This is a genomic window from Enterobacter cloacae complex sp. 302F9 (genome assembly GCF_050030335.1).
GTDB classification, from domain to species: domain Bacteria; phylum Pseudomonadota; class Gammaproteobacteria; order Enterobacterales; family Enterobacteriaceae; genus Enterobacter; species Enterobacter hormaechei_C.
Genome location: NZ_JBLGUC010000001.1, coordinates 4149351 through 4174806, shown reverse-complemented (window position 1 = coordinate 4174806; position 25456 = coordinate 4149351). Strand labels below are relative to the sequence as shown.

Genomic DNA, 25456 nt, shown 5'->3' with positions numbered 1-25456 from the left:
GATGGGTTCAGGCTTCAGCCGCAAGCAGCAGCCGGTTCGCCGAGCCGCAAACGGTGATTTTGCTTCTGACCACCTCTTTCATGGCATCCATGCCGACGCGCATGTAGAAGCGCGGATCGTTGCCCTGTGGGTTCTCGGCAAACCAGGCTTTGACTGCGTCAGAGAAGGCGATTTTCAGCTCTGTTGCGACGTTAACTTTGCAGACGCCCAGCTCAATGGTGCGGCGCACATCCTCATCCGGCACATCACTCGCACCGTGCAGCACCAGCGGCACTGTCACTACCTCGCGGATCTCGGCCAGCCGCTGGAAGTCGATTTTTGGGCGTTTGGTATAAAGACCGTGCGCGGTACCGATGGCAACGGCGAGGCTGTCCACGCCTGTCATTTCGACAAAGCGTTTTGCTTCCTGCGGGTCGGTCAGGAACGCGCTTTCGGCGTCGACGCTCATGTCATCTTCCACTCCGCCCAGTCGGCCCAGTTCGGCCTCGACGCTACAGTCGTTGAGGTGGCAGAAATCGACGACCGATTTCACCAGCTTGACGTTTTGTTCGAAGGGGTAATGGCTACCGTCGATCATTGCGCTACGTACGCCGGCATGGACTTTGCGGCGAATGTCGTCCAGCGATTCGTGGTGATCGAGGTGTAGCGCCAGCGGCATGTCATAAGTAAGGGAATATGCGCTGCACAAGGCGTAGATCTCTTCCAGCGCAATATGTTTAAACGTCCCCGGCGTACCCGCGAGGATCACCGGCGATCGCATTTCGCTACAGACTTCGAGGATCGCCTGGATCGTCTCGGCGTTATGGATGTTAAAGGCCGGAACGGCATAGCCCTTCGCCTGTGCGTCCTGCAAAAGATATTTGGTAGAAATAATACTCATGAGCCTGTCCTCTTAAGCCTGCCACGGATGAATAACGACGCCCTGGACCACACGGTTAACCGTACCGCTGGCGGATGGCGTATCCGGCGTATTGCCAACGTGCAGAGACTGGGTCAGTGCGAAGACCTGGGCGTACATCAGGAAGCAGAACGCCTGCTCCATATCGTTAAATGAACGGGAAGGCGGCAGCAGGATATGCGGGCCAGCTTCAATGACCGGATCCGTTTCGGCTGCAATGGCTACCACGCGCATAGCCTGACGATCGCGTCGCAGCTCGGCGAGCAGATCCCGATCGTACTGACGCGTATACGGATGGCTGGAGACAAACACGACGACCAGCGTTTCGTTGTCTACCAGCGACTTAGGCCCGTGACGGAAACCCGTTGGCGAATCGTAGAATGCCGCCAGCTTGCCGGCGGTCAGCTCCAGCACCTTCAGCGCAGACTCCCGTGCGGCGCCCTGTAATCCACCGCTGCCCAGATAAACAATGCGTTTCCACGGTTCGTTACCAAAGACGCCGGGACTGAAATCGCCAAGCGATGTGAGGATCGCCTGACAGCGATCGGACACGTCGCGGAACGTTTTGCTGTTGATCGTTTCCGGTGCGAATACCGCCAGGCAGCTCGCCATCATGGTGGTGATGCTGCTTGTCATCGCGAACCCGCGATCGTGCGTTTCGGCTGGCATGAGCAGAGCGCAGGCGTTATCGCTGTCGACGGCATTCTGGTACAGGCTGCCTGCTTCATTACAGGTGATCGACAGGTGGTAGCACTCCGGTACAAACTGATTCGCCAGCTCAACGGCGGCGACGCTCTCCGGGCTATTGCCAGAACGGGCGAAAGAGACCAGCAGCAGCGGGTGCGAAGGGCTGAAATAATCCATCGGGTTGGTGACCAGATCGGTCGTAGGTATCGCGGTGATGTTTTTCCCCGTGTGGCTGGCAAGCCATGGCGCAATGATGTCGCCGATAAAAGCAGACGTACCCGCGCCGGTCAGAACGATCCGCAGATCGGGCTTGCGCAACAGTGGCGTCAGAAAACTGTCGATCGACGCGCGCAGATTATCAATATTGTTGAGCGAGCGAAGCCAGCTGGCTGGCTGCTGGCGGATCTCTTTTTCGGTCCAGGTGCCGGTGGTGGCGATAGTGGTTTGTGGCATAACTCAGTCCTTAGTCGTGTGAATTCCACATCAGACGCTGGCAAATGTGTCGCTATCTTTCGTTTCGTTTCACTTGTTCACTTTAGCAGTTAAGGAAAATTTATAGAAAAGAAATCGAAAGTTCAATGGCGAAAAAGAAATAAAACGAAAAGTGTGATCGCGAAAGGAAAGGCGAAAATCAAGGAAAGGAAAAGAAAGGCCTTACGATCGTCTTCCGTAAGGCCAACAGGGCACACTGTGAAGGGGCTACAGGGAAAGAGCCTGACCCTGGATCCAGATCTGCCGGAGATGTAAACCCGCATCCAGCGCAAGAACATTGGCGCGTTTGCCTGGCGCTAACGTTCCCAGCAGGTGATCCATCCCGAGCAGACGGGCAGGATGCAGCGAGGCCATATGGATAGCGTTTTCTGGGGCGACCCCCGCATGCTCCACCATATTTCGCACGGCGGCATCCAGCGCGAGCGTGCTGCCCGCCAGCCCGCCTGAGGCCGTGCGGACAACGCCGCCCTGCATTCCGACATTTTCACCACACAACGTATAGCGTCCATCAGGCATACCCGCTGCCTGCATGGCATCGGTAATCAGCACCGTACGATCCTTCGCGCAGCAACAACACAGCCGCATGGCTCCAGGATGAACGTGATGCCCGTCGGCAATAAGCTCCAGCCACGCGCGTGGGTCCGTAAGCCCGGCGCCAACCATGCCCGGCTCCCGGTGGTGTAACCCCGTCATGCCGTTGTAGCAGTGCACCAGCCCGGCTGCGCCTGCATCAAATGCGGCGAGGGTTTGCGCGTATGTAGCGGCGCTGTGGCCCAGCATGACGCGTATCCCTTTTTGCTTGAGGTGATGGATCGCCTTCAGGGCGTCCACTTTTTCCGGAGCAAGCGCCACCACCCGCAGCGTGTTCTGCGAAACCGCAATCAGCTCATCAAGTTCCGTGAGATCCAGTTCGCGAAACAGTTCTGGCGGGTGCGCCCCTTTGTTCTGCGGCGTAAAGTACGGGCCTTCCAGATAGCTGCCCAGGATCTGCGCGCCGGGGCCACCGGCATGACAGCGTCGGGCAATGCGCCGTAACGCGCCATGGATCGCCTCCAGCGGAGCGGTGACGGTGGTAGGCAGAAACGCCCCCACGCCTTCACGCGCCTTGTGCATGGCTAACCGGTCCAGCACGTCGGGCGCATCATCCATTACATCCACACCCGCGCCGCCATGGACGTGGATATCAATGTATGCCGGGCAAAGCAGGTCTGCCTCGCGGGTATTAACCCCTGCCGGAATCGGCTCGATGGCGGTGATGACGCCTCTATCCATACGCAGCTGATGGTCATCCAGCCAGCCCTGCCCGGTAAGCAGACGACGCGCGCGCAGCAGCTGGCTCATATCCCTTCCTCGGCGGGCGCTTCCTCGCGACAGCGTGCAAGTTCATCCACAAGGCTGGTCAGGCCGCGATGGCCGCACTCCAGCGCCTGCAAACGAAAGGCTTCACTGCTTAATCCGTCGCGCTCCAGAACCATCTCCAGCAAAAGCTGGAGATTGGTGCCAGTGATCACTTCGCTGCCGGGGCGCTGCATCGCGAGGGTAGAGGCCACACGAAACGGCGTACCGCCGAGAAGATCGGTGAGAAACACAATATCGTGCTCTGCATCCAGTTCATTCACTGCCTGCTCAAGCTGCCCGGTCAGCCGCGCAGTGGTGGAGCTTTCCGGAAAATCGATGGCGATAAACTGCGGCTGTTCGCCGAGGATTTGCTTCATCGCCTGTTCCAGCCCGCTGGCAAAACCGCCGTGACCCGTCAAAATAATGCCTAACATCGCAACCTCTTTGCTTTTTACAGGAAGTGACAGAATTTACCGACAACGCCCAGCACCACGGTGATACCAATCAGGCGCAGCGGGCTCCAGCCACAGCGTACCAGCCAGAACATGGTCAGGGTGTAGACCAGCGGCAGAAAGGCGGGCATCAGTTTGTCGATCACATCGGTTTGCAGTTTGACGACCGCATCCCCGGCTTTAATCTCGAGTGTGGTATTCAGGCGCACATAGGTTGCCACCAGCGCACCAATCACTGTCATCCCGACAATGGACGCAGCATGACCAACCTTTTTGGTGTTGGCCTTGATCAGCGGGATCGCGGCGACACCCATTCGATAGGCATAGTGCGCCAGACCAAAACGCAGGCCGAGATGCACCACGTTAAACAGCACGATAAAGACCACCGCGCCAAGAATGGATCCCTGTAGCGCCAGGCTGGCGCCAATCCCCCCGCAGATGGGCAGCAGGGTCAGCCAGAACATGGCGTCACCAATGCCACCGAGCGGTGCGCCGACGGCAATTTTAGTGCTCTGGATGCTGTTCACATCCTGCTTGGAACGCTCCATTGCCAGAATAATGCCGATGACGAAGGTCACCAGGAACGGGTGGGTGTTGAAGAAGCCCATATGGCCTTTCATGGCGCGCGCCAGGTCCCGCTTATTGGTGTGGATCTTTTTCAGCGCGGGCAGTAGCCCATACAGCCAGCCGGAGGCCTGCATACGCTCGTAGTTAAACGAGGCCTGTAGCAGCATGGAACGCCAGGCGACACGGTTAATATCCTTTTTCGTTAGCTCAGCGCCAATACTCTGGTCTTCGTAGACGTTTTCATTCACGCCGGTCAGCAGTGTCTCTTCACTTTCAGACACGCCCGGCAGGGTGGTGTGATTAGATGCCATCTTCAAATTCCTCTTTCTGGGCCGCAGGCGCCGTGGGTTCAGGCGATTTGCGCAGCAGGTCGATCAGCGCCATCGCCAGCGCAGCCGCGGCAATCGCCAGCACCGGGAGTTTCAGCCAGGCCGCGGCGACAAAGCCGATAATGAAGTAAGGGATGTAAACGTTTTTCATCATGATCTTCAGCAGCACGGCGAAGCCGATCGCTGGCATGATGCCGCCCGCGACGCCGAGACCGTCGATCAGACGTTCCGGCAGCACGTCAATGGCGGTTTTCGCATGTTCAGCCCCGAAGTAGATGGGCAGAAACGCGCACAGGAAGTAGAAGACGCCGAGCGCCAGCAGTGCCAGATAGTTGACCCGTTCAATACCACGGGTGTCTGCGTTAGCCGCCATGCGATCGCAGCGGGACATCACGCCGGACATCACCGAGAAGAGGAAAGTGATCCCCATCTGAACCGCCACGGCAAACGGCACGGCGACCCCAACGGCGACATCCGGCTTCACGCCTGTAGTAATGGCAAATGTGGTGCCAACGATGGTGCCGATAATCACGTTTGGCGGCTGCGCGCCCGCCAGCGGCGCGAGTCCCATCCAGACCAGTTCTAACGTACCGCCGGTCAGAATTCCGGTGTGCAAATCGCCCAGAATCAGGCCAACCAGTGGCCCGAGTACCACCGGACGGTGCATGTGTGTTAAGCCGTTAAACATATCCAGGCCCGCTATAAAGGCGAGAAGCCCCAGCGCGAAAGCCTGCAACAGACTGATTTCCATTGTGAATCCCTCAGAGCAGTTTAAAGAGATCCAAAGCAGTCTCTGTTGGAACGCCCTGAACGAAGCATTCCACTCCGGCCGCCTTCAGGCCGTTAAACGCGGCGATATCGTTCGCGTCTACAGATACCGTTTTGGCAATTTGCTGTTTGCCACTGGCGTAATGCATATTTCCGACGTTAATACGGGTGATGGGCACGCCGCCCTCGACCAGCGTTAAAAAATCAGCCGGTGTTTTACAGACCAGCAGAATTTTCTGCCGGTCGGCGGCGCGATGAATGTTGTCGATCACTTTTTGCAGGGACCAGAAACGCACGGCGATGCCTTCCGCCAGCACCATCTCCATCAGGTTTTGCTGAACCGGATCGTCTGCAACCTCGTCATTTGCCACCAGCACCAGGTTCGCCCCCGCAAACCCCACCCACTGTACGCCCACCTGACCGTGGATCAGGCGTTCATCAATGCGGCATAAGACAATGTTTGGCATAGCGTTTTCCTCTTTTTAATTATGCGTGTTGAGTCGTTACGCCTTCGCAGGCGGCATGGTACTGCTGGAGTATGTCCTGAATGTGGTCGAGGATGAGTTCCCGTGGTGTGGACCTGAGAGCGCCATCGCGAACTTTGCTGTACTGCAACGGCAGATACTGGCTGATCAGCGGCAGCGGGATCGGTTCATCCGCCAGGTTGCGTACCAGCCGCTCAAAGGCGTCGTCAATCTGGCTGTCTGGCCAGTAATAGCGCACGCGGTCGGAATAGCTGTAACCGCGCGCCAGGCGACGGGCATTGCCGTCGCCGTGATAGTGGCTTTGCCAGTATTCCGGGCGATCGAGCATCACGTTTTCCAGGACGTGACGCAGCCCTGAGCAGGCTTTTGCTGGCAGCAGCTCTTCTTCAATTGCTGCCAGTGAGAACAGCGCTTCGCGCAGCGCGAAGGTTAGCGCAGGGCCGACTTTCAGAATGGCGAAGTGATCTTTCACCAACTGGCGCAGCGCCTGCGGCGTCTGGTAATCGGTAGAGTGTGCTTCAAATACAAGTGTGTCGTAGGCTTCAACCATCTCGCTCAGCGCGACGGCTTTATGCGGTTGATAGTCACAAACGTGCGTATGGTCGAACTCAACGCCAGGCTGAACCACCAGGCCAATAATGCGCGGCCAGATGTCGCTTAACCCTTCCTTCTCGAATGCGTGGCGGTGTGCCTCAAGCGTGGCGCGTGCCGCCTCTGGCGTGGTGACCTCAAGCTCGGTCAGCGTCTCGTGTGCCCCACCTGGAACCGGAACTTCCGTGCCGATAACGTAGACCAGATCGGCTACGCCAAATTGCTCGAGACAGGTGGTTTCGGCAATTTTAGCCAGCCGAGCGGCACGCCCGGCAACGATTGCATCGGTTAACGGAACCGGGTCGTCTTCGCAGGACATGCTGCAATCGAGGTGAATTTTTTTAAATCCGGCCGCCACGTAGCTTCTGATCAGATCGTCGGCGTTCGCCATCGCCTGCGAAGCCGGCAGGTTTTGCCAGCGGTTTGGACCTAAATGATCGCCGCCAAGGATCAGCTGCGAGGTGGGGAAACCAAGAGATCCCGCCAGCTTGCAGACAAACCCATAAAAATCGGCGGGCGTCATACCGGTATAACCGCCAAACTGATCCACCTGGTTTGAGGTGGCTTCTATCAGCAGGGGCGTCTGTTGTGAATGGGCGTAACGTAGTGCAGCTTCAAGTACCAGTGGATGTGCGGAACAGACGGCATAAATCCCGTTTGTATTCCCCCGTTTATGTTGTTCCACCATTTCTGTCAGATGTTTCACTTTCCTCTCCATTTCGGATGGTGTTGGTATTTATCTTTCGTTTTGTTTCATTTGATACTGCATTATGGTGAGGTAAAAATAAAACGAAAGATAATAGTTTTCCGATCTGTTTCACAAAAGAAACATAATGAAAGGTTTCAGCGGCGGTAAAGCTTGCGTCTGCCCACCATACAGGGCTTGCATTCCCTCAAAAGAAAGGCGTTAATAAGCAAAACGAAATGAAACGAAAGTGTATTTACTAAGGAGCTCGTATGAGCAGCACCGATTCATCCGCAGAGAAGCGCATCACCGGCACCAGTGAAAGGCGAGAGCAGATCATTCAGCGGTTGCGGGCGCAGGGAAGCGTGCAGGTTAACGATCTTTCTCTTTTATACGGCGTGTCGACGGTAACGATCCGTAACGATCTGGCCTTTCTGGAAAAGCAGGGGATTGCCGTTCGCGCTTACGGCGGCGCGCTGATTTGCGAAGGCAATGCCCCCGGCGTGGAGCCGTCCGTTGAGGACAAAAGTTCCCTTAATACGGCAGTGAAGCGCAGCATCGCGCAGGCGGCGGCTGAACTGGTGAAGCCGGGTCACCGCATTATTCTGGACTCCGGCACCACAACCTTTGAAATTGCCCGCATGCTGCGCCAGCACACCGATGTCATTGCCATGACCAACGGGATGAACGTGGCAAACGCGCTGCTGGAAGCGGAGGGCGTGGAGCTGCTGATGACCGGCGGGCACTTGCGCCGTCAGTCGCAGTCCTTCTACGGCGACCAGGCGGAGCAGTCCTTACAGAATTACCATTTTGACCTGCTTTTCCTGGGCGTCGATGCCATCGATCTCGACCGGGGGGTGAGTACGCACAACGAGGATGAAGCCCGTCTGAACCGCAAAATGTGCGAGGTGGCGGAGCGTATTATCGTTGTCACGGACTCCAGCAAGTTTAATCGTTCAAGCCTGCATAAAATTATTGATACCCAGCGGATCGACATGATTATCGTTGATGAAGGCATTCCGGCGGAAAGCCTTGAAGGATTACGCAAAAGCGGGATCGATGTGGTGCTGGTCTAAAGAGGCTTTTCCCCTCTCCCTAACCCTCTCCCCATAGGGAGAGGGTCCCCCAGTAATTTGAAAGCAAAAGCGATAACGTTGCCTCAGAATAACTGAGGGCTTTCAGCGATGCCTCGGTCCGGCTGTAAATCGCTGAGGCGTTTCCTGTAGGCCGGGGCGAGGCGCAGGGATGCGCCGAGAGGGCGGGCTTTACAGGGATGTTACCTCCGCCCGTCCCCGATAAGCCGGAAGGAATAAGCCGAAGGCACCGCGAAGCGGCGATTTACCGCTGGAAGCCCGGGTCGCCAGGGTGGTGGCGACTGAGCCACCCTGGCACGTTCACCGGTCATGTCGTGACAGAGTAGCAAGGAACATAAAGTGAACGGAATGACCACCAGAGCCGTATGTTCCCCCTCACCCCAGCCCTCTCCCTCAAGGGAGAGGGGGCCGTCTGTGCAGGCATTATTTTGTGGGGAACCCTCAGCCCCATAGGGGGGAGGGGACTGCCCGGTGCGGTTTTTTACCCTCTCCCCGGTGGGGAGAGGGCAGGGTGAGGGGCCATCAGGTCACCGGCGCCGGGTTAAACACCGCCAGCGAGTTATGCAATCCCCATTGATCGGAGAAGGTTTTCTTCCGCCCGCTTGCCACATCCAGAATGAAGTGGAACAGCTTCCAGCCCACCTCTTCAATACTCTCTTCCCCGGTGGCGATGGTGCCCGCGTTGATATCCATTAAGTCATACCAGCGGTTTGCCAGCTCGGTGCGGGTCGCCATTTTGATCACCGGTACCGCCATCAGGCCGTACGGCGTGCCGCGCCCGGTGGTAAAGACCTGTACCGTAATGCCGGATGCTACCTGCTGGGTACCGCACACGAAATCACTGGCAGGCGTTGCCGCGTAGATCAGACCGCGTTTGGTTGGTCGCTGGCCAGGGGAGAGCACTTCCACAATCGCGCTCTGGCCGGATTTGGCAATCGACCCGAGGGCCTTTTCCACCACGTTGGCCAGACCGCCTTTCTTGTTACCCGGAGACGGGTTGGCGCTGCGGTCGGTTTTGCCCATGTCGAGATAGTTATCGTACCAGGCCATCTCCTCCAGCAGGCGTTTGCCCACCTCTTCGTTGACGGCGCGCGGCGTGAGCAGGTGGATAGCATCACGTACTTCGGTGACTTCGGAGAACATCACCGTGGCGCCGCAGCGCACGAACAGATCGGAGGCATAACCGACTGCCGGGTTGGCGGTGACGCCGGAAAACGCATCGCTGCCGCCACACTGTGTCCCAACGACCAGTTCAGAGGCCGGGCAGGTTTCACGCTGGCGTTTGTTCAGCTTCTCCAGATGGCGCTCTGCCACCTGTAAAATGTCGTCGACCATCGATCTGAAGCCGACATGGTGTTCATCCTGAAGTCGCACAACACTGGCATCGTCAACCGGAATGGCTTTCACATCTTCCGTACCCTGCAACAGGCGTTCTGGCTGCAATTTTTCACAGCCGAGACCAATCACCATGACCTCACCGCCAAAGTTTGGGTTAAGGGCGATATTGTGAATCGTGCGGATCGGCACGACCGCTGCGGGCGCGTTGATCGCCACGCCGCAGCCGTACAGGTGGTTAAGACCCACCACGCCGTCAACGTTGGGGTATTTCGGCAACAGATCGCGCTCAATAATTTTCACCACATAATCCACTACGCCCGCCACGCAATGCACGCTGGTGGTGATGCCAAGCAGGTTTTTGGTTCCCACGCTGCCATCCGCGTTGCGGTAACCCTCGAAGGTATAACCCTCCAGCGGAGGCAACGGCTCAGGGACGCGGGTAGCCAGCGGCAACGACTCCAGCGGCGGGGCGGTGGGCAGCTCAACCAGCGACTCCTCAATCCAGCTACCCTGCGGGATAGCGCGCACCGCATAGCCGATGACTTCGCCGTAGCGCACGATTTCGCCCTGCGCCGGGATATCGACCAGTGCGACTTTATGCCCCTGCGGAATGTGCTCAATCAGCTCCAGGCCATCCGGAAAGCGGGTGCCAGCTTTTAAGCCATTGTCGTTGACAATAATCGCCACGTTATCGGTATCGTGCACTTTTATATAGAACGCCGTCGGCGACGCCTGTCGAATTTCAATATCGGCCATTGTTCACTCTTCTCCAGCAAAATATCTGATACTAAATATAGCCAGATGGTTAATTGTTTCTTATTGAGGAAATAAAGAATGCCAGGAGAGGAAAGGTGAGAATGTGATCGCGATCGCTCCCGAACCACTAATCGTTGATTCTGTGCATCAGCGCCCACTGTGTTGGGCATATGCTCAAAATAGCGTGCCACTCCCGTTGGATAATTGAGCATTGAGACAATGTGCTGCCGGGTGGTGACGATTATACTGAATGACGATTTTATAACGCCAAAATTCAGTCAGGAAAATAAATATAACGCTGACGCTGAGTCGGAATAAATAAGAAAAGCTACTGGCTAAAACTGCGGAATTAAAAAAGGTATAAGTAATGAGTAACGACATCTTCCCGAATAAATTTAAAGCTGCCCTCGCGGCGCACCAGATTCAGATTGGCTGCTGGTCTGCGCTGGCCAACCCCATCAGCACCGAAGTGCTGGGCCTGGCCGGGTTCGACTGGCTGGTGCTGGACGGCGAACATGCGCCAAACGATATCAACACGTTTATTCCGCAGCTGATGGCGCTGAAAGGCAGCCACAGCGCGCCGGTGGTGCGTGTGCCCACCAACGAGCCGGTGATCATCAAGCGTCTGCTGGATATCGGCTTCTACAACTTCCTGATCCCGTTTGTTGAAACGGAAGAAGAAGCGGTGCTGGCCGTGGCGGCGACCCGCTATCCACCGGAAGGGATCCGCGGCGTGTCCGTCTCGCACCGCGCCAACATGTTTGGCACCGTGCCGGACTATTTCGCTCAGTCCAACAAGAACATCACCATTCTGGTTCAGATCGAGAGCCAGCAGGGGGTCGATAACGTCGACGCTATTGCCGCGACGGAGGGGGTAGACGGCATTTTCGTCGGCCCGAGCGATCTGGCGGCCGCCTTTGGTCATCTGGGCAACGCCAGCCATCCGGACGTGCAGCGCGCAATTCAGCACATTTTTGCCTGTGCCAAAGCGCACGGTAAACCGTGCGGCATTCTGGCGCCAGTGGAAGCCGATGCCCGCCGCTACCTGGAGTGGGGCGCAACGTTTGTCGCCGTCGGCAGCGATCTCGGCGTATTCCGCGCCGCCACGCAGAAATTAGCGGACGCTTTTAAAAAATAACCATCATTGAGGAAACAGATTATGACGCTGAAAGTGGGTTTTATTGGCCTGGGTATCATGGGCAAACCAATGAGCAAAAACCTCATCAAAGCAGGTTACTCACTGGTGGTTTTAGATCATAATTCAGACGCGGTGGCAGAGGTGATTGCGGCTGGCGCAGAAACGGCGACAACCGCAAAAGCGATTGCTGAGCAGTGCGATGTGATTATCACCATGCTGCCAAACTCCCCGCACGTGAAAGAGGTGGCGCTGGGTGAGAACGGCATTATCGACGGCGCGAAGCCGGGTCTGGTGGTGATCGACATGAGTTCTATCGCACCGCTGGCAAGCCGCGAAATCAGCGAGGCGCTGAAAGTGAAAGGCGTGGAAATGCTGGATGCGCCGGTCAGCGGCGGCGAACCGAAAGCCATCGACGGCACCCTGTCGGTGATGGTGGGGGGCGATAAAGCTGTGTTCGACAAATACTACGACCTGATGAAAGCCATGGCTGGCTCCGTGGTGCACACCGGTGAAATTGGCGCAGGCAACGTCACCAAGCTGGCAAACCAGGTGATTGTGGCGTTGAACATCGCGGCCATGTCCGAAGCGCTGACGCTGGCCACCAAAGCGGGCGTTAATCCGGATCTGGTCTATCAGGCCATTCGCGGTGGTCTGGCGGGCAGCACCGTGCTGGATGCCAAGGCGCCGATGGTGATGGATCGTAACTTCAGGCCGGGCTTCCGCATCGATCTGCACATTAAGGATCTGGCGAATGCGCTGGATACCTCCCACGGCGTGGGCGCGCAACTGCCGCTGACTGCCGCCGTCATGGAGATGATGCAGGCGCTGCGTGCGGACGGTCTGGGTACCGCCGATCACAGCGCGTTAGCGTGCTATTACGAAAAACTGGCGAAGGTTGAAATTGCTCGCTAATGACGTCCTGCCCGGTGGCGTTACGCTTACCGGGCCTACGGCTCAGGCATACAACTATGAAAATCGTAATCGCGCCAGACTCTTATAAAGAAAGCCTGTCTGCCACCGAGGTGGCGCAGGCGATAGAAAAAGGATTTCGGGAAATTTTCCCCGACGCTCATTACGTGTCTGTTCCCGTTGCTGACGGCGGAGAAGGTACGGTTGAAGCGATGATCGCTGCGACGCAGGGCACCTGGCAGCAGGCTGTCGTCACCGGCCCGTTAGGGGAAAAGGTGAAGGCCAGTTGGGGGATCTCGGGCGACGGTACCACCGCGTTTATCGAGATGGCCGCCGCCAGCGGCCTGGTGCTTGTTCCTCCCGCGCAGCGTAACCCGCTGGTCACGACGTCGCGCGGGACGGGGGAGCTGATCCTCAGCGCGCTGGATAAAGGCGCGCGCAACATCATTATCGGTATCGGCGGGAGCGCAACCAACGATGGGGGCGCGGGTATGATGCAGGCGCTGGGCGCGAAGTTTACGGATGCGAACGGGACGGAGATCGGCTACGGCGGCGGCAGCCTGATGGCGCTTAACCGGATTGATATTTCCGATCTCGATCCGCGTCTTCAGGGATGCGCAATCCGCGTCGCCTGTGACGTGACGAATCCGCTGGTCGGTGAAAGCGGCGCGTCGCGTATCTTTGGCCCGCAAAAAGGCGCCACGGAGGAGATGATCCTCGAACTCGACGCCAATCTTAACCACTACGCCGGGGTGATCAAAAAATCGCTGCGCATTGACGTCAACCGGGTTCCGGGGGCTGGCGCCGCGGGCGGCATGGGCGCAGCGCTGATGGCCTTCCTGGGCGCTGAGCTGAAAAGCGGCATCGAGATTGTCACTCAGGCGCTCAATCTTGAAGAACATATTCACGACTGCACGTGGGTGCTGACCGGGGAAGGGCGCATCGACAGCCAGAGCATTAATGGCAAAGTGCCCGTCGGTGTGGCGAGCGTCGCCAAAAAATACCATAAGCCGGTGATCGGGATTGCCGGAAGTCTGACGCAGGATGTGGGTGTGGTGCATCAGTACGGCATCGACGCGGTGTTCAGCGTACTGACCCGCATCGGCTCACTGGAAGAGGCGTTCCAGGGAGCGTATGACAACATTTACCGCGCCTCGCGGAATATCGCGGCCACATTGCAGGTAGGCATGCGTAGCCAGGGGTGACAGCGGCGCGCAAACCCTCTATACTGCGCGCCGAAGCTGACCAGACAGTCGCCGCTTCGTCGTCGTCCCTTTCGGGGGAGACGGGCGGAGGGGAGGAAAGTCCGGGCTCCACAGGGCAGGGTGCCAGGTAACGCCTGGGGGGGAAACCCACGACCAGTGCAACAGAGAGCAAACCGCCGATGGCCCGCGCAAGCGGGATCAGGTAAGGGTGAAAGGGTGCGGTAAGAGCGCACCGCGCGGCTGGTAACAGTCCGTGGCACGGTAAACTCCACCCGGAGCAAGGCCAAATAGGGGTTCACATGGTACGGCCCGTATTGAACCCGGGTAGGCTGCTTGAGCCAGTGAGCGATTGCTGGCCTAGATGAATGACTGTCCACGACAGAACCCGGCTTATCGGTCAGCTTCAACTTCTTACGAAACCCCGCTTCGGCGGGGTTTTTGCTTTCAGAAGGTTGCAGGCCGGGTAAGCGAAGCGCCAAACGACATTAATTCTCAATTTTGCGATGCTAAGCACATTTCACTATTTGCCTGACTGTGCATTCCTCTCATCTGCTGCGCATGATCGTAATCACAAAATTTAACGCTATGAAATTAGAAAATTTTAGTGTTGAGCAGATGTTGTAAATGTTTAGTCAGTGATGCCGAATGTTATTCATTTGATAATTTAATATTGAATCTAAAAACATTCTTCTGGTGAATGTGTGATATATCCCACTCTTTAACCGGAAAGTGAATAAATATTCCTGGTAAAGTTGATAAACCACAAAAATGTTTTAAAGGAACAATGGTGTTTTATTAACCTTTAATTGCCTGAAAGATAGCCTTTATTAATATTTTTAAGGCAAAAAAATTCACGCTGGTTATTGCCATAAAATAAATTTATTACCGCGTTTTTTATTGATCAATATCAGCGTAAATGCGTATTTTTATTGTAATAAGTATTTGATTTATAAAGACATAAATAGATTTCGGGTGCGGTTGAAAACAGAGCGTCCTGGCAAATTGTGAGTAACAGCACATACCCCCTGAAACAATATTGGGTAGAATCCGCTGCGTCATAGGGAAATAAGCGCAGAATATTATGAATACTATTATTCTACCGAAAACACAGCACCTCGTGGTATTTCAGGAAGTCATCAAAAGTGGCTCCATAGGTTCTGCTGCAAGACAACTGGGGCTGACGCAACCTGCCGTCAGCAAAATCATCAGCGACATCGAATCCTACTTTGGGGTGGAAGTGATGGTGCGTAAGAACACCGGCGTAAAACTCACTGCCGCCGGTCAGGTGCTGCTGTCCTACGCTGAGTCGATCACCCGCGAAATGAAAAACATGGTGAGCGAGATTAACAGCCTCAGTTTCAGTACCGTCATGGACGTCTCTTTTGGCTATCCGTCGCTGATTGGCTTCACCTTCCTGTCCGGGATGATCAAAAAATTCAAGGAAGTGTTCCCGAAAGCGCGCGTCTCAATGTATGAAGCGCAGCTCTCTTCATTCCTGCCCGCCATTCGCGATGGCCGGCTGGATTTCGCCATCGGCACGCTGAGCGACGGGATGCAGCTTCAGGATCTTCACGTTGAGCCACTGTTTGAATCCGAGTTTGTGCTGGTGGCGAGTAAATCACGAACGTGTACCGGCCCGACCAGACTGGCATCGCTCACGCACGAGCAGTGGGTGATGCCGCAAACCGATATGGGCTACTACAACGAACTCCTGACCACCCTGCAAGACAACCACATCAGCATTGAAAACATCGTCCAGACCGATTCCGTCGTCACCATCTATAACCTTGTCCTCAATGCCGATTACCTTACGGTGATCCCCCGTGACATGATTGCGCCATTCGGCTCGGACCAGTTTATTGTTCTGCCGGTGGAAGATGAATTACCCGTGGCGCGTTATGCCGCCGTGTGGTCAAAAAATTACAGTATTAAAAAATCGGCGTCAGTATTAGTTGAACTGGCAAAACAATATTCTTCGATGAATATCGAAAAACGACGATAGAAATAATGATGATTTAAAACACCCGGAGCGACGCTTTTTAACGCTCTGATACCCTGACTTTGCCTGAAAACAATGAATTATTATAACGAGGATATTATGCACATTACTTACGATCTCCCGGTGACCATTGAAGATATTCAGGACGCCAGAAAAAGACTGGCGGGAAAGATCTATAAAACCGGTATGCCGCGCTCGAATTATCTGAGCGAACGGTGTAAGGGTGAGATATTCCTGAAGTTTGAAAATATGCAGCGTACCGGTTCGTTTAAAATACGTGGGGCTTTTAATAAATTAAGCTCGCTGACCGATGCGGAAAAACGCAAGGGCGTGGTGGCCTGTTCCGCAGGGAACCACGCGCAGGGGGTCTCTCTCTCCTGCGCCATGCTCGGCATCGACGGCAAAGTGGTCATGCCGATGGGCGCGCCGAAATCCAAGGTTGCCGCCACGCGTGACTACTCTGCCGAAGTGGTGCTGCACGGCGAGAACTTTAACGACACCATCGCCAAAGTGAGCGAAATCGTCGAGATGGAAGGGCGCATTTTTATCCCGCCTTACGACGATCCGAAAGTCATTGCCGGCCAGGGCACCATCGGCCTGGAAATCCTCGAAGATTTATATGACGTGGATAACGTGATTGTCCCCATCGGCGGCGGCGGTTTAATTGCCGGTATTGCGACAGCAATTAAATCCATCAACCCGACTATCAATATTATCGGCGTGCAGTCTGAAAATGTGCACGGAATGGCGGCATCGTATCAGGCCGGAGAAATAACCAGTCATCGTGTTACCGGCACATTAGCTGACGGCTGCGACGTGTCTCGCCCAGGTAATTTAACCTTCGAAATTGTTCGTGAATTAGTCGATGACATTGTGCTGGTCAGCGAAGACGAGATTCGCAACAGCATGATCGCGCTTATTCAGCGAAATAAGGTGGTCACGGAAGGTGCCGGTGCGCTGGCGTGCGCGGCGTTATTAAGCGGCAAGCTGGACCACTATATTCAGGGCCGAAAAACCGTCTGCATTATTTCCGGCGGCAATATTGATCTCTCCCGTGTTTCCCAAATTACCGGCTTCGTTGACGCATAAAGGATGACTTATGAGCAACACAGAAAGCATTATCGTTGGCCAGACAAAAACGTCCACCTGGCGTAAATCGGATACCACCTGGACGCTCGGCCTGTTTGGTACCGCCATTGGCGCAGGCGTGCTGTTCTTCCCTATCCGTGCAGGCTTTGGCGGCCTGATCCCTATCCTGCTGATGCTGGTACTCGCGTTCCCGATTGCCTTTTACTGCCACCGCGCGCTGGCGCGTCTGTGTTTGTCCGGCAGTAACGTCTCCGGCAACATCACCGAAACGGTGGAGGAGCATTTTGGTAAGACCGGCGGGGTGGTGATCACCTTCCTCTACTTCTTTGCCATTTGCCCGCTGCTGTGGATTTACGGCGTCACCATTACCAACACCTTTATGACCTTCTGGGAAAACCAGCTCCAGATGCCCGCCCTGAACCGCGGCGTGGTGGCGCTGTTCCTGCTGCTGCTGATGGCCTTTGTTATCTGGTTCGGTAAAGACCTGATGGTGAAAGTGATGAGCTACCTGGTGTTCCCGTTCATCGCCAGCCTGGTGTTAATTTCTCTCTCGCTGATCCCGTACTGGAACTCGGCGGTGATCGACCAGGTTAACCTGAGCGATATCGCCTTCACCGGTCATGACGGCATTCTGGTCACGGTGTGGCTGGGGATCTCCATCATGGTCTTCTCCTTCAACTTCTCGCCTATCGTCTCCTCGTTTGTGGTCTCCAAGCGCGAAGAGTACGAACCGGAGTTCGGGAAAGAGTTTACCGAGCAGAAATGTTCCAAAATCATCGGTCGCGCCAGCCTGCTGATGGTGGCGGTGGTGATGTTCTTCGCCTTTAGCTGCCTGTTTACGCTCTCTCCGCAGAACATGGCGGACGCCAAAGCGCAGAACATTCCGGTGCTCTCTTACCTGGCGAACCACTTCGCGTCGATGTCAGGCAGTAAATCCACGTTCGCCACGGTGCTGGAATACGGCGCCTCCATCATCGCGCTGGTCGCTATCTTTAAATCCTTCTTCGGCCACTATCTGGGCACGCTGGAGGGGCTGAACGGTCTGATCCTCAAGTTCGGTTACAAGGGCGACAAGAAGAAAGTCTCCGTGGGCAAGCTGAACACCATCAGCATGGTCTTCATCATGGGCTCCACCTGGATTGTGGCCTACGCCAACCCGAACATCCTGGACCTTATTGAAGCCATGGGTGCGCCAATTATCGCCTCTCTGCTGTGCCTGCTGCCGATGTACGCCATCCGCAAGGCGCCTGCGCTGGCGAAATACAAAGGCCGGACCGAGAACATCTTCGTAACCGTGGTCGGCCTGCTGACCATTCTGAACATCGTGTACAAACTGTTTTAAACCAAAGCTCAGGAAGAGCGGAGCCATACCATGATTGAGTTTCCGGTAGTACTGGTCATTAACTGCGGATCGTCCTCTGTTAAGTTCTCGGTGCTGGACGCCGCAGGCTGCGATGCCCTGATGACGGGCATTGCGGACGGCATCAACACAGAAAAAGCCTTTATTTCCGTGAATGGGGGTGAGCCGGTCAGACTGGCTCACCAGGACTACGAAGGGGCGCTGGCCGCCATCGCCCTGGAGCTGGAGAAACGCAACCTGATGGGCAGCGTGGCCTTGATTGGCCATCGCATTGCCCACGGCGGCGACCTCTTCAGCGAGTCGACCCTGATCACGGAAGAGGTGATGGCGCAGATCCGCCAGGTCTCCCCGCTGGCGCCGCTGCATAACTACGCCAACCTGAGCGGCGTGGAAGCCGCCGGGCGCCTGTTCCCCGGCGTGCAGCAGGTGGCGGTATTTGATACCAGCTTCCACCAGACCATGGCGCCGCAGGCGTATTTGTACGGCTTGCCGTACCGCTATTTTGAAGAGTTGGGCGTGCGTCGCTACGGTTTCCACGGCACCTCTCACCGCTACGTGTCGGCGCAGGCGCACGCGCTGCTCGGGCTCTCTCCCGATGACAGCGGCCTGGTGATTGCCCATCTCGGCAACGGGGCGTCCATCTGCGCGGTGCGTAACGGCGTAAGCGTGGACACGTCCATGGGGATGACGCCGCTTGAAGGACTGGTGATGGGCACGCGCTGCGGCGACGTGGATTTTGGCGCGATGGCGTGGATTGCCCGGCAGACCGGCCAGTCGTTCGAGGATCTGGAGCGCGTGGTCAACAAAGAGTCCGGGCTGCTGGGGATCTCTGGCATCTCCTCCGATTTGCGCGCGCTGGAGAAAGCCTGGCATGACGGCAACGAGCGGGCGCGGCTGGCAATAAAGACCTTTGTCCACCGGATTGCGCGACATATCGCCGGTCATGCCGCGTCCCTGCACCGTCTGGATGGCGTGGTGTTTACCGGCGGGATCGGTGAGAACTCCGTGCTTATCCGCGCGCTGGTGGTGGAGCATCTTAAGGTGTTTGGCATCATCCTCGACGAGTCCAAAAATGCCCTGCCGGGCAGCGCGGGCGAGCGCGTGATCTCCACCGAGTCGTCCCGCGCGGCCTGCGCGGTGATCCCTACCAATGAAGAAAAAATGATCGCACTGGACGCCCTCCGTCTTGGGAAGGTTACTCCGGCTGCGGCTTACGCCTGATAAAGCGAGAATCTGATGAAAGTAACAATCGATACGGGCGTCGCGCCTTACAGCGATGCATGGGCCGGGTTTCGCGGTGAAGAATGGAAAAACGCCATTAACGTGCGCGATTTTATTCAGCATAACTACACCCCTTATGAAGGCGATGAAGCTTTCCTCGCGCAGGCGACGCCAGCAACGACGGCGCTGTGGCAGAAGGTGATGGTCGGCATTCGTCAGGAGAATGCTACTCACGCTCCGGTGGATTTTGACACCAACATCGCCACTACCATTACCGCGCACGGGCCGGGCTATATTGATCAGGAGCTGGAGACGATCGTCGGCCTGCAAACCGACAAGCCGCTCAAGCGCGCCCTGCATCCGTACGGCGGGATCAACATGATCCGCAGCTCGTTCGAAGCCTACGGTCGCGAGATGGATCCGCAGTTTGAATATCTCTTCACAGACCTGCGCAAAACCCACAACCAGGGCGTGTTTGACGTTTACTCCCCGGAGATGTTGCGCTGCCGCAAATCGGGCGTGCTGACCGGTCTGCCGGACGGCTACGGGCGCGGACGCATCATCGGCGACTACCGTCGCGTGGCGCTGTACGGCATCAGCTATCTGGTGCGCGAGCGTGAACTTCAGTTCGCCGATCTCCAGGGGAAACTGGAGCGCGGAGAAGATCTGGAGGCCACGATCCGCCTGCGCGAGGAGCTGGCGGAGCATAAACGTGCGTTGCTCCAGATCCAGCAGATGGCGGCGAACTATGGCTTTGATATTTCACGTCCGGCGATGAATGCGCAGGAAGCGGTGCAGTGGGTCTACTTTGCCTACCTTGCCGCAGTGAAATCCCAGAATGGCGGGGCGATGTCGCTGGGGCGCACGGCCTCGTTCCTTGATATCTACATTGAACGCGACATGCAGGCAGGACGGCTGAATGAGGTGCAGGCCCAGGAGCTGATCGACCACTTCATCATGAAGATCCGCATGGTACGCTTCCTGCGCACGCCGGAGTTCGACACGCTCTTCTCCGGCGATCCGATCTGGGCCACGGAAGTGATTGGCGGCATGGGGCTGGATGGCCGCACGCTGGTGACCAAAAACAGCTTCCGCTACCTGCATACCCTGCACACCATGGGGCCTGCGCCGGAGCCAAACCTGACGATCCTCTGGTCCGAACAACTGCCGATCGCGTTCAAGAAATACGCCGCGCAGGTGTCGATCGTCACCTCCTCGCTGCAATACGAGAACGACGATCTGATGCGCGCCGACTTCAACAGCGACGACTACGCCATTGCCTGCTGCGTCAGCCCGATGGTGATCGGCAAGCAGATGCAGTTCTTCGGCGCACGCGCCAACCTGGCGAAAACGCTGCTGTATGCAATCAACGGCGGGGTGGATGAGAAGCTGAAGATCCAGGTGGGGCCGAAAACCGAGCCGCTGCTGGAGGAGGTACTGGATTACGACACCGTAATGGCGAGCCTCGATCACTTCATGGACTGGCTGGCGGTGCAGTACATCAGCGCGCTGAATCTCATTCACTATATGCATGATAAATACAGCTACGAAGCCTCGCTGATGGCGCTGCACGACCGGGACGTCTACCGCACCATGGCCTGCGGCATTGCCGGGCTGTCGGTGGCGGCGGATTCCCTGTCGGCCATCAAATACGCCACGGTAAAACCGGTGCGCGACCACACCGGTCTGGCGGTGGATTTCGTCATCGAAGGCGACTATCCGCAGTACGGCAACAACGACGATCGCGTGGACAGTATCGCCTGCGATCTGGTTGAGCGCTTTATGAAGAAAATCCAGGCGCTGCCGACGTACCGCAACGCGGTACCGACGCAGTCGATCCTGACCATCACCTCCAACGTGGTTTACGGGCAGAAGACCGGCAACACGCCGGACGGACGTCGCGGCGGCACGCCGTTTGCGCCTGGCGCCAACCCGATGCACGGGCGCGACAGAAAAGGGGCGGTGGCGTCGTTAACCTCGGTCGCCAAGCTGCCGTTCACCTACGCCAAAGACGGGATCTCCTACACCTTCTCCATCGTGCCGCAGGCACTGGGCAAGGACGAGCCGGTGCGCAAAACCAACCTTGTCGGGCTGCTGGACGGATACTTCCACCACGAAGCGACCATTGAGGGCGGGCAACACCTGAACGTCAACGTGATGAACCGGGAGATGCTGCTGGATGCCGTCGCCCATCCGGAGAACTATCCGAACCTGACGATCCGCGTTTCAGGTTATGCGGTGCGGTTTAACGCCCTGACGCGCGAGCAGCAGCAGGACGTGATTTCGAGGACGTTTACGCAGGCGATGTAATACAGGCTTCATCTTCAGCCTCCTCAAATGGGGAGGCTTTTAATTTTGTGAACGTCGTCAATTTTAGAAAACTTACTCTCCTTTCTGCTATCCCGAAGTAATATTATTCTCTCGCTTTAGAAAATCCCTATAAAAGTTGTGACTTTTTTCTCCCGCGCTCCGGATATGATCTTCCCATATCAATAACTCACACCTGCACCCTCTGACTCGCAATCGCTGGCGATCGGAACCTTATAAAAACAACCAGTTACCCTACAAAATAAGCGAGTGCCCAATGAATATGGCAACAAACAGCAGTGTGATTGTGAGTGATTCCCCTGCGGCAAGGCGGGCGGGAATGAGCGAAAGCGAATGGCGAGAGGCGATCAAATTCGACAGCACCGATACGGGCTGGGTCATCATGAGTATCGGGATGGCTATCGGCGCGGGTATCGTTTTTCTTCCGGTGCAGGTCGGGTTAATGGGGCTGTGGGTGTTTTTACTCTCGTCGATAATTGGTTATCCGGCTATGTACCTGTTCCAGCGCCTGTTTATTAATACGCTGGCGGAATCACCGGAATGCAAAGATTACCCGAGCGTCATTAGCGGTTATTTAGGTAAAAACTGGGGCATCTTATTGGGTGCGCTTTATTTTGTGATGCTGGTGATCTGGATGTTTGTCTATTCCACGGCTATCACCAACGACAGCGCATCCTACCTACACACCTTCGGCGTAACCGACGGTTTGCTGTCGGAAAATCCGTTCTACGGCTTATTCCTGATCTGCATTCTGGTCGCCATTTCGTCGCGCGGTGAAAAACTGCTGTTTAAAGTCTCCAGCCTGATGGTGCTGACCAAATTATTTGTGGTGGCGGCGCTGGGGCTTTCGATGATTGGCCTCTGGCATTTAGCCAACGTCGGTATGCTGCCGCCGATGGGCCTGCTGATTAAAAATGCCATTATTACGCTGCCTTTCACCTTAACCTCCATTCTGTTTATTCAGACATTAAGCCCGATGGTGATTTCCTATCGTTCACGGGAAAAATCCGTAGAGGTGGCGCGTCATAAGGCGCTGCGGGCAATGAATATCGCTTTTGGCGTGCTGTTTGTGACGGTCTTTTTCTACGCGGTCTCCTTTACGCTGGCGATGGGGCACGACGAGGCGGTAAAAGCCTACGAGCAGAATATTTCCGCCCTGGCAATCGCAGCACAGTTCATCAGCGGTGACGGTGCGGGCTGGGTCAAAATCGTCAGCGTGATCCTCAACATTTTTGCCGTGATGACCGCGTTCTTTGGCGTCTATCTCGGCTTTCGTGAGGCGACGCAGGGCATCGTGATGAACATCCTGCGCCGCAAAATGCCGGCGGAGAAAATCAATGAAAGCACCGTCCAGCGCGGGATTATGCTGTTCGCTATCCTGCTGGCCTGGAGCGCGATTGTGTTAAACGCGCCGGTGCTGAGCTTCACCTCCATCTGTAGCCCTATTTTCGGGATGGTGGGCTGCTTAATTCCGGCGTGGCTGGTCTACAAAGTGCCCGCACTTCATAAATATAAAGGCGTATCGCTGGTGATTATTGTGATTACCGGGCTGCTGCTTTGTGTTTCTCCTTTCCTCGCCTTCTCATGAGGTTAAATAAGGTCGTAACGATGTCTGAGCAAATTAATCCTTTATGGAACCATTTTATTCGCGCTGTGCAGGAAGAGGTAAAGCCTGCGCTGGGCTGTACCGAACCCGTCTCGCTGGCGCTGGCGTGCGCGATGGCTGCCGGACAGCTTGACGGTGAGGTGACGCGTATCGAGGCGTGGGTATCGCCGAACCTGATGAAAAACGGGCTTGGCGTAACGGTGCCCGGCACCGGTATGGTCGGTTTACCCATCGCGGCCGCGCTGGGGGCGACAGGCGGTAATGCACACGCCGGGCTGGAGGTGTTGAAAGACGCGTCGGCCGAGGCGCTAACGCGCGCCAAAGCACTGCTGAACGCAGGTCTGGTGCAGGTGAAATTGCAGGAGCCGTGCGAGGAGATCCTCTACTCACGCGCCTGCGTTTACGTCGGTGAATCCTCGGCGATGGTGACCATCGCTGGCGGGCACACTCGCGTGGTGGAGGTAGTTTGTCAGGGCGAAACGCGCTTCAGGCTTGACGATCGTCAGAGCCAGAACAACGACGATCCGCTGGCGGTACTCTCGACCACCACGCTGTCGCAGATCCTTGAGTTTGTAGAGCAGGTGCCGTTTGACGCGATCCGCTTTATCCTCGATGCGGGGCGGCTGAACGATGCGCTCTCCCGCGAAGGTTTGCGTGGCAACTGGGGGCTGCATATTGGCGCGACGCTCAATAAACAGCGCGCACGCGGCTGGATGGCGCAGGATCTGGGTTCAGACATTATTATCCGCACCAGCGCAGCCTCGGATGCCCGCATGGGAGGCGCGACGCTGCCGGCGATGAGCAACTCGGGTTCCGGGAATCAGGGCATCACCGCCACCATGCCGGTAGTGGTGGTGGCTGAGCACGTTCAGGCCGATGACGAACGGCTGGCGCGGGCGCTGATGCTCTCGCATCTGTCGGCTATCTATATCCACTACCAGCTTCCGCGCTTGTCCGCGTTGTGCGCGGCGACAACGGCCGGAATGGGGGCAGCGGCGGGGATGGCGTGGCTGATGGGCGGATCTTACCAGACCATTGCCATGGCGATCGGCAGTATGATCGGCGACGTGAGCGGGATGATCTGCGATGGGGCCTCTAACAGCTGCGCAATGAAGGTCTCGACCAGCGTCACCAGCGCCTGGAAAGCCGTGATGATGGCGCTGGATGATACTGCCGTGACGGGTAACGAGGGGATTGTGGCGCACGACGTGGAACAGTCTATCTCTAACCTGTGCGCCCTGGCGTGCCGCTCAATGCAGGCGACGGACCGGCAGATTATTGAAATTATGGCGAGTAAGGTGTTGTGATTTAATCCAACCCGTTACCCCTGACCCTAACCCTCTCCCATAGGGAGAGGGAACCGATCGAGCGAGGGGGCGTGTTGATCTTAAACCGGCAAATCAATCAGCAGCGCGCGCAGCGGCGTATCGGCAACCAGGGTGATATTCGCTTCGTCACGAATAAACGCCCCGTCACCGCAGGTGAGCGCTTCTTTCTCTTCCGTATGCGTGACCGCATGCACCGTTCCGTGAATGGACTGCAAATAGGCACGCGGGCCATGAAGCTGGAAGCTCGCCTGTTCACCTTTTTTCAGTTCGATATGGTGCAGCCACACCTGCTGGCGCAACTGCAAGCTGCCTTTGCTGCCGTCTGGCGAGGCAATCAGCTGCTGTTTACCGCCCTTCAGATCGATTTTTTGCACCAGCGGATTTTCCCGCTCCGGACAGGCATCCAGCCACAGCTGCATGCGGGTCAGCGTTTTATCTTTGCTGAGGTTATGCTCGCTGTAGCTAATACCTGGCTGCGTGGAAATTAACAGCGCCTCGCCAGCCTTCGCCTGGACATGATTGCCCTCGCTATCGCGGTATTCTGCCTCGCCTTCCAGGATCAGGTTCAGGATATCGACTTTAGGGTATGTGCGCGGCTGGAAGGACGCGCCCGGGGCGAGCACTTCCTGATTCAATACGCGCAGTGAAGCGTAACCGAGGAGTTTAGGGTCAAAGTAGTGTCCAAAGGAAAAGGTGTAGCGGGCCTGCAACCAACCGAAATCGGCTTGTCCGCACTGTTTCGCTGTTCTTGTCGTAATCATAAACTTGACCTCTCTTTACACTAAATCAATGG

At 56.4% G+C, this 25456-nt stretch carries 21 protein-coding genes and 1 other RNA gene; 12 read left to right on the top strand and 10 right to left on the bottom strand.

Annotation, left to right across the window (positions count from 1 at the left end):
- Positions 1-7: 7 nt before the first annotated feature.
- The 8 genes from kbaY to kbaZ all read right to left on the bottom strand — a co-directional run bounded on the left by kbaY (position 8) and on the right by kbaZ (position 7325).
- Positions 8-880: a tagatose-bisphosphate aldolase subunit KbaY gene (kbaY, locus tag ACQG0T_RS20245; RefSeq protein ID WP_032104419.1), complete on the bottom strand. Its 873-nt coding sequence runs from the start codon at positions 878-880 to the stop codon at positions 8-10.
- Between the two features lie 12 nt (positions 881-892).
- Positions 893-2038, bottom strand: coding sequence for an SIS domain-containing protein (locus ACQG0T_RS20240; protein ID WP_015571960.1), 1146 nt, complete (start codon positions 2036-2038; stop codon positions 893-895).
- 246 nt (positions 2039-2284) lie between these two features.
- Positions 2285-3418: an N-acetylglucosamine-6-phosphate deacetylase gene (nagA, locus tag ACQG0T_RS20235; protein WP_426723864.1), complete on the bottom strand. Its 1134-nt coding sequence runs from the start codon at positions 3416-3418 to the stop codon at positions 2285-2287.
- Positions 3415-3849 (bottom strand): PTS galactosamine/N-acetylgalactosamine transporter subunit IIA, encoded by a 435-nt coding sequence (gene agaF / locus ACQG0T_RS20230; RefSeq protein WP_032104425.1) that lies wholly within the window; start codon positions 3847-3849, stop codon positions 3415-3417. The genes nagA and agaF overlap by 4 nt, the downstream gene beginning before the upstream one ends.
- 17 nt (positions 3850-3866) lie before the next feature.
- The gene (gene agaE / locus ACQG0T_RS20225) at positions 3867-4745 is read right to left on the bottom strand and encodes a PTS N-acetylgalactosamine transporter subunit IID (protein ID WP_252052023.1); all 879 of its coding nucleotides are present in this window, start codon (positions 4743-4745) and stop codon (positions 3867-3869) included.
- Positions 4735-5514 carry a PTS N-acetylgalactosamine transporter subunit IIC gene (gene agaW / locus ACQG0T_RS20220; RefSeq protein ID WP_003861730.1) on the bottom strand — a complete coding sequence of 260 codons (780 nt, stop codon included), beginning with the start codon at positions 5512-5514 and terminating at the stop codon, positions 4735-4737. The genes agaE and agaW overlap by 11 nt, the downstream gene beginning before the upstream one ends.
- 10 nt (positions 5515-5524) lie before the next feature.
- The gene (gene agaV / locus ACQG0T_RS20215) at positions 5525-5998 is read right to left on the bottom strand and encodes a PTS N-acetylgalactosamine transporter subunit IIB (protein WP_003861728.1); all 474 of its coding nucleotides are present in this window, start codon (positions 5996-5998) and stop codon (positions 5525-5527) included.
- A 19-nt stretch (positions 5999-6017) separates the two neighbouring features.
- Positions 6018-7325 (bottom strand): tagatose-bisphosphate aldolase subunit KbaZ, encoded by a 1308-nt coding sequence (kbaZ, locus tag ACQG0T_RS20210; protein ID WP_015571959.1) that lies wholly within the window; start codon positions 7323-7325, stop codon positions 6018-6020.
- Between the two features lie 239 nt (positions 7326-7564).
- On the opposite strand from kbaZ, the gene ACQG0T_RS20205 reads away from it, so the two are divergent.
- Complete coding sequence (locus ACQG0T_RS20205; protein ID WP_015571958.1) at positions 7565-8368, top strand: DeoR family transcriptional regulator; 804 nt, start codon at positions 7565-7567, stop codon at positions 8366-8368.
- 540 nt (positions 8369-8908) lie between these two features.
- Here the strand turns inward: ACQG0T_RS20205 and garD are convergent.
- Positions 8909-10480, bottom strand: coding sequence for a galactarate dehydratase (gene garD / locus ACQG0T_RS20200; RefSeq protein WP_017382436.1), 1572 nt, complete (start codon positions 10478-10480; stop codon positions 8909-8911).
- Positions 10481-10847: 367 nt separating this feature from the next.
- On the opposite strand from garD, the gene garL reads away from it, so the two are divergent.
- From garL to ACQG0T_RS20145, 11 genes are all read left to right on the top strand, one after another.
- Positions 10848-11618, top strand: coding sequence for a 2-dehydro-3-deoxyglucarate aldolase (gene garL / locus ACQG0T_RS20195; protein ID WP_271040467.1), 771 nt, complete (start codon positions 10848-10850; stop codon positions 11616-11618).
- 21 nt (positions 11619-11639) lie between these two features.
- Positions 11640-12530: a 2-hydroxy-3-oxopropionate reductase gene (gene garR / locus ACQG0T_RS20190; protein WP_252052025.1), complete on the top strand. Its 891-nt coding sequence runs from the start codon at positions 11640-11642 to the stop codon at positions 12528-12530.
- A 56-nt stretch (positions 12531-12586) separates the two neighbouring features.
- Positions 12587-13732 (top strand): glycerate 2-kinase, encoded by a 1146-nt coding sequence (gene garK / locus ACQG0T_RS20185; protein WP_252052027.1) that lies wholly within the window; start codon positions 12587-12589, stop codon positions 13730-13732.
- Positions 13733-13764: 32 nt separating this feature from the next.
- An RNA gene (rnpB, locus tag ACQG0T_RS20180) (RNase P RNA component class A) lies at positions 13765-14141 on the top strand.
- Positions 14142-14813: 672 nt separating this feature from the next.
- The gene (gene tdcA / locus ACQG0T_RS20175; protein ID WP_006812085.1) at positions 14814-15734 is read left to right on the top strand and encodes a transcriptional regulator TdcA; all 921 of its coding nucleotides are present in this window, start codon (positions 14814-14816) and stop codon (positions 15732-15734) included.
- Positions 15735-15830: 96 nt separating this feature from the next.
- A complete protein-coding gene (gene tdcB, locus ACQG0T_RS20170) occupies positions 15831-16820 on the top strand; it encodes a bifunctional threonine ammonia-lyase/L-serine ammonia-lyase TdcB (protein WP_023304478.1) in 990 nt (329 codons plus the stop codon).
- 10 nt (positions 16821-16830) lie between these two features.
- Positions 16831-18162 (top strand): threonine/serine transporter TdcC, encoded by a 1332-nt coding sequence (gene tdcC / locus ACQG0T_RS20165; RefSeq protein ID WP_006812083.1) that lies wholly within the window; start codon positions 16831-16833, stop codon positions 18160-18162.
- A 30-nt stretch (positions 18163-18192) separates the two neighbouring features.
- A complete protein-coding gene (tdcD, locus tag ACQG0T_RS20160; RefSeq protein WP_032618950.1) occupies positions 18193-19401 on the top strand; it encodes a propionate kinase in 1209 nt (402 codons plus the stop codon).
- 15 nt (positions 19402-19416) lie between these two features.
- On the top strand, positions 19417-21711 hold the full coding sequence (gene pflB, locus ACQG0T_RS20155; protein ID WP_045338173.1) for a formate C-acetyltransferase: 2295 nt from the start codon (positions 19417-19419) through the stop codon (positions 21709-21711).
- A 274-nt stretch (positions 21712-21985) separates the two neighbouring features.
- Positions 21986-23317, top strand: coding sequence for an amino acid permease (locus ACQG0T_RS20150; protein ID WP_017693942.1), 1332 nt, complete (start codon positions 21986-21988; stop codon positions 23315-23317).
- A 20-nt stretch (positions 23318-23337) separates the two neighbouring features.
- Positions 23338-24642, top strand: a complete 1305-nt coding sequence (locus tag ACQG0T_RS20145) for a serine dehydratase subunit alpha family protein (protein ID WP_015571948.1) — start codon at positions 23338-23340, stop codon at positions 24640-24642.
- 80 nt (positions 24643-24722) lie between these two features.
- On the opposite strand, the gene ACQG0T_RS20140 is transcribed toward ACQG0T_RS20145, so the two are convergent.
- The gene (locus ACQG0T_RS20140; protein ID WP_017382430.1) at positions 24723-25424 is read right to left on the bottom strand and encodes a pirin family protein; all 702 of its coding nucleotides are present in this window, start codon (positions 25422-25424) and stop codon (positions 24723-24725) included.
- Between the last annotated feature and the right edge of the window lie 32 nt (positions 25425-25456).

Excerpts from the sequence above, each read along its gene's own strand:
- kbaY (WP_032104419.1), bottom strand. The coding sequence starts at position 880 with ATGAGTATTATTTCTACCAAATATCTTTTGCAGGACGCACAGGCGAAG.
- ACQG0T_RS20240 (WP_015571960.1), bottom strand. The coding sequence starts at position 2,038 with ATGCCACAAACCACTATCGCCACCACCGGCACCTGGACCGAAAAAGAG.
- nagA (WP_426723864.1), bottom strand. The coding sequence starts at position 3,418 with ATGAGCCAGCTGCTGCGCGCGCGTCGTCTGCTTACCGGGCAGGGCTGG.
- agaF (WP_032104425.1), bottom strand. The coding sequence starts at position 3,849 with ATGTTAGGCATTATTTTGACGGGTCACGGCGGTTTTGCCAGCGGGCTG.
- agaE (WP_252052023.1), bottom strand. The coding sequence starts at position 4,745 with ATGGCATCTAATCACACCACCCTGCCGGGCGTGTCTGAAAGTGAAGAG.
- agaW (WP_003861730.1), bottom strand. The coding sequence starts at position 5,514 with ATGGAAATCAGTCTGTTGCAGGCTTTCGCGCTGGGGCTTCTCGCCTTT.
- agaV (WP_003861728.1), bottom strand. The coding sequence starts at position 5,998 with ATGCCAAACATTGTCTTATGCCGCATTGATGAACGCCTGATCCACGGT.
- kbaZ (WP_015571959.1), bottom strand. The coding sequence starts at position 7,325 with ATGGAGAGGAAAGTGAAACATCTGACAGAAATGGTGGAACAACATAAA.
- ACQG0T_RS20205 (WP_015571958.1), top strand. The coding sequence starts at position 7,565 with ATGAGCAGCACCGATTCATCCGCAGAGAAGCGCATCACCGGCACCAGT.
- garD (WP_017382436.1), bottom strand. The coding sequence starts at position 10,480 with ATGGCCGATATTGAAATTCGACAGGCGTCGCCGACGGCGTTCTATATA.
- garL (WP_271040467.1), top strand. The coding sequence starts at position 10,848 with ATGAGTAACGACATCTTCCCGAATAAATTTAAAGCTGCCCTCGCGGCG.
- garR (WP_252052025.1), top strand. The coding sequence starts at position 11,640 with ATGACGCTGAAAGTGGGTTTTATTGGCCTGGGTATCATGGGCAAACCA.
- garK (WP_252052027.1), top strand. The coding sequence starts at position 12,587 with ATGAAAATCGTAATCGCGCCAGACTCTTATAAAGAAAGCCTGTCTGCC.
- tdcA (WP_006812085.1), top strand. The coding sequence starts at position 14,814 with ATGAATACTATTATTCTACCGAAAACACAGCACCTCGTGGTATTTCAG.
- tdcB (WP_023304478.1), top strand. The coding sequence starts at position 15,831 with ATGCACATTACTTACGATCTCCCGGTGACCATTGAAGATATTCAGGAC.
- tdcC (WP_006812083.1), top strand. The coding sequence starts at position 16,831 with ATGAGCAACACAGAAAGCATTATCGTTGGCCAGACAAAAACGTCCACC.
- tdcD (WP_032618950.1), top strand. The coding sequence starts at position 18,193 with ATGATTGAGTTTCCGGTAGTACTGGTCATTAACTGCGGATCGTCCTCT.
- pflB (WP_045338173.1), top strand. The coding sequence starts at position 19,417 with ATGAAAGTAACAATCGATACGGGCGTCGCGCCTTACAGCGATGCATGG.
- ACQG0T_RS20150 (WP_017693942.1), top strand. The coding sequence starts at position 21,986 with ATGAATATGGCAACAAACAGCAGTGTGATTGTGAGTGATTCCCCTGCG.
- ACQG0T_RS20145 (WP_015571948.1), top strand. The coding sequence starts at position 23,338 with ATGTCTGAGCAAATTAATCCTTTATGGAACCATTTTATTCGCGCTGTG.
- ACQG0T_RS20140 (WP_017382430.1), bottom strand. The coding sequence starts at position 25,424 with ATGATTACGACAAGAACAGCGAAACAGTGCGGACAAGCCGATTTCGGT.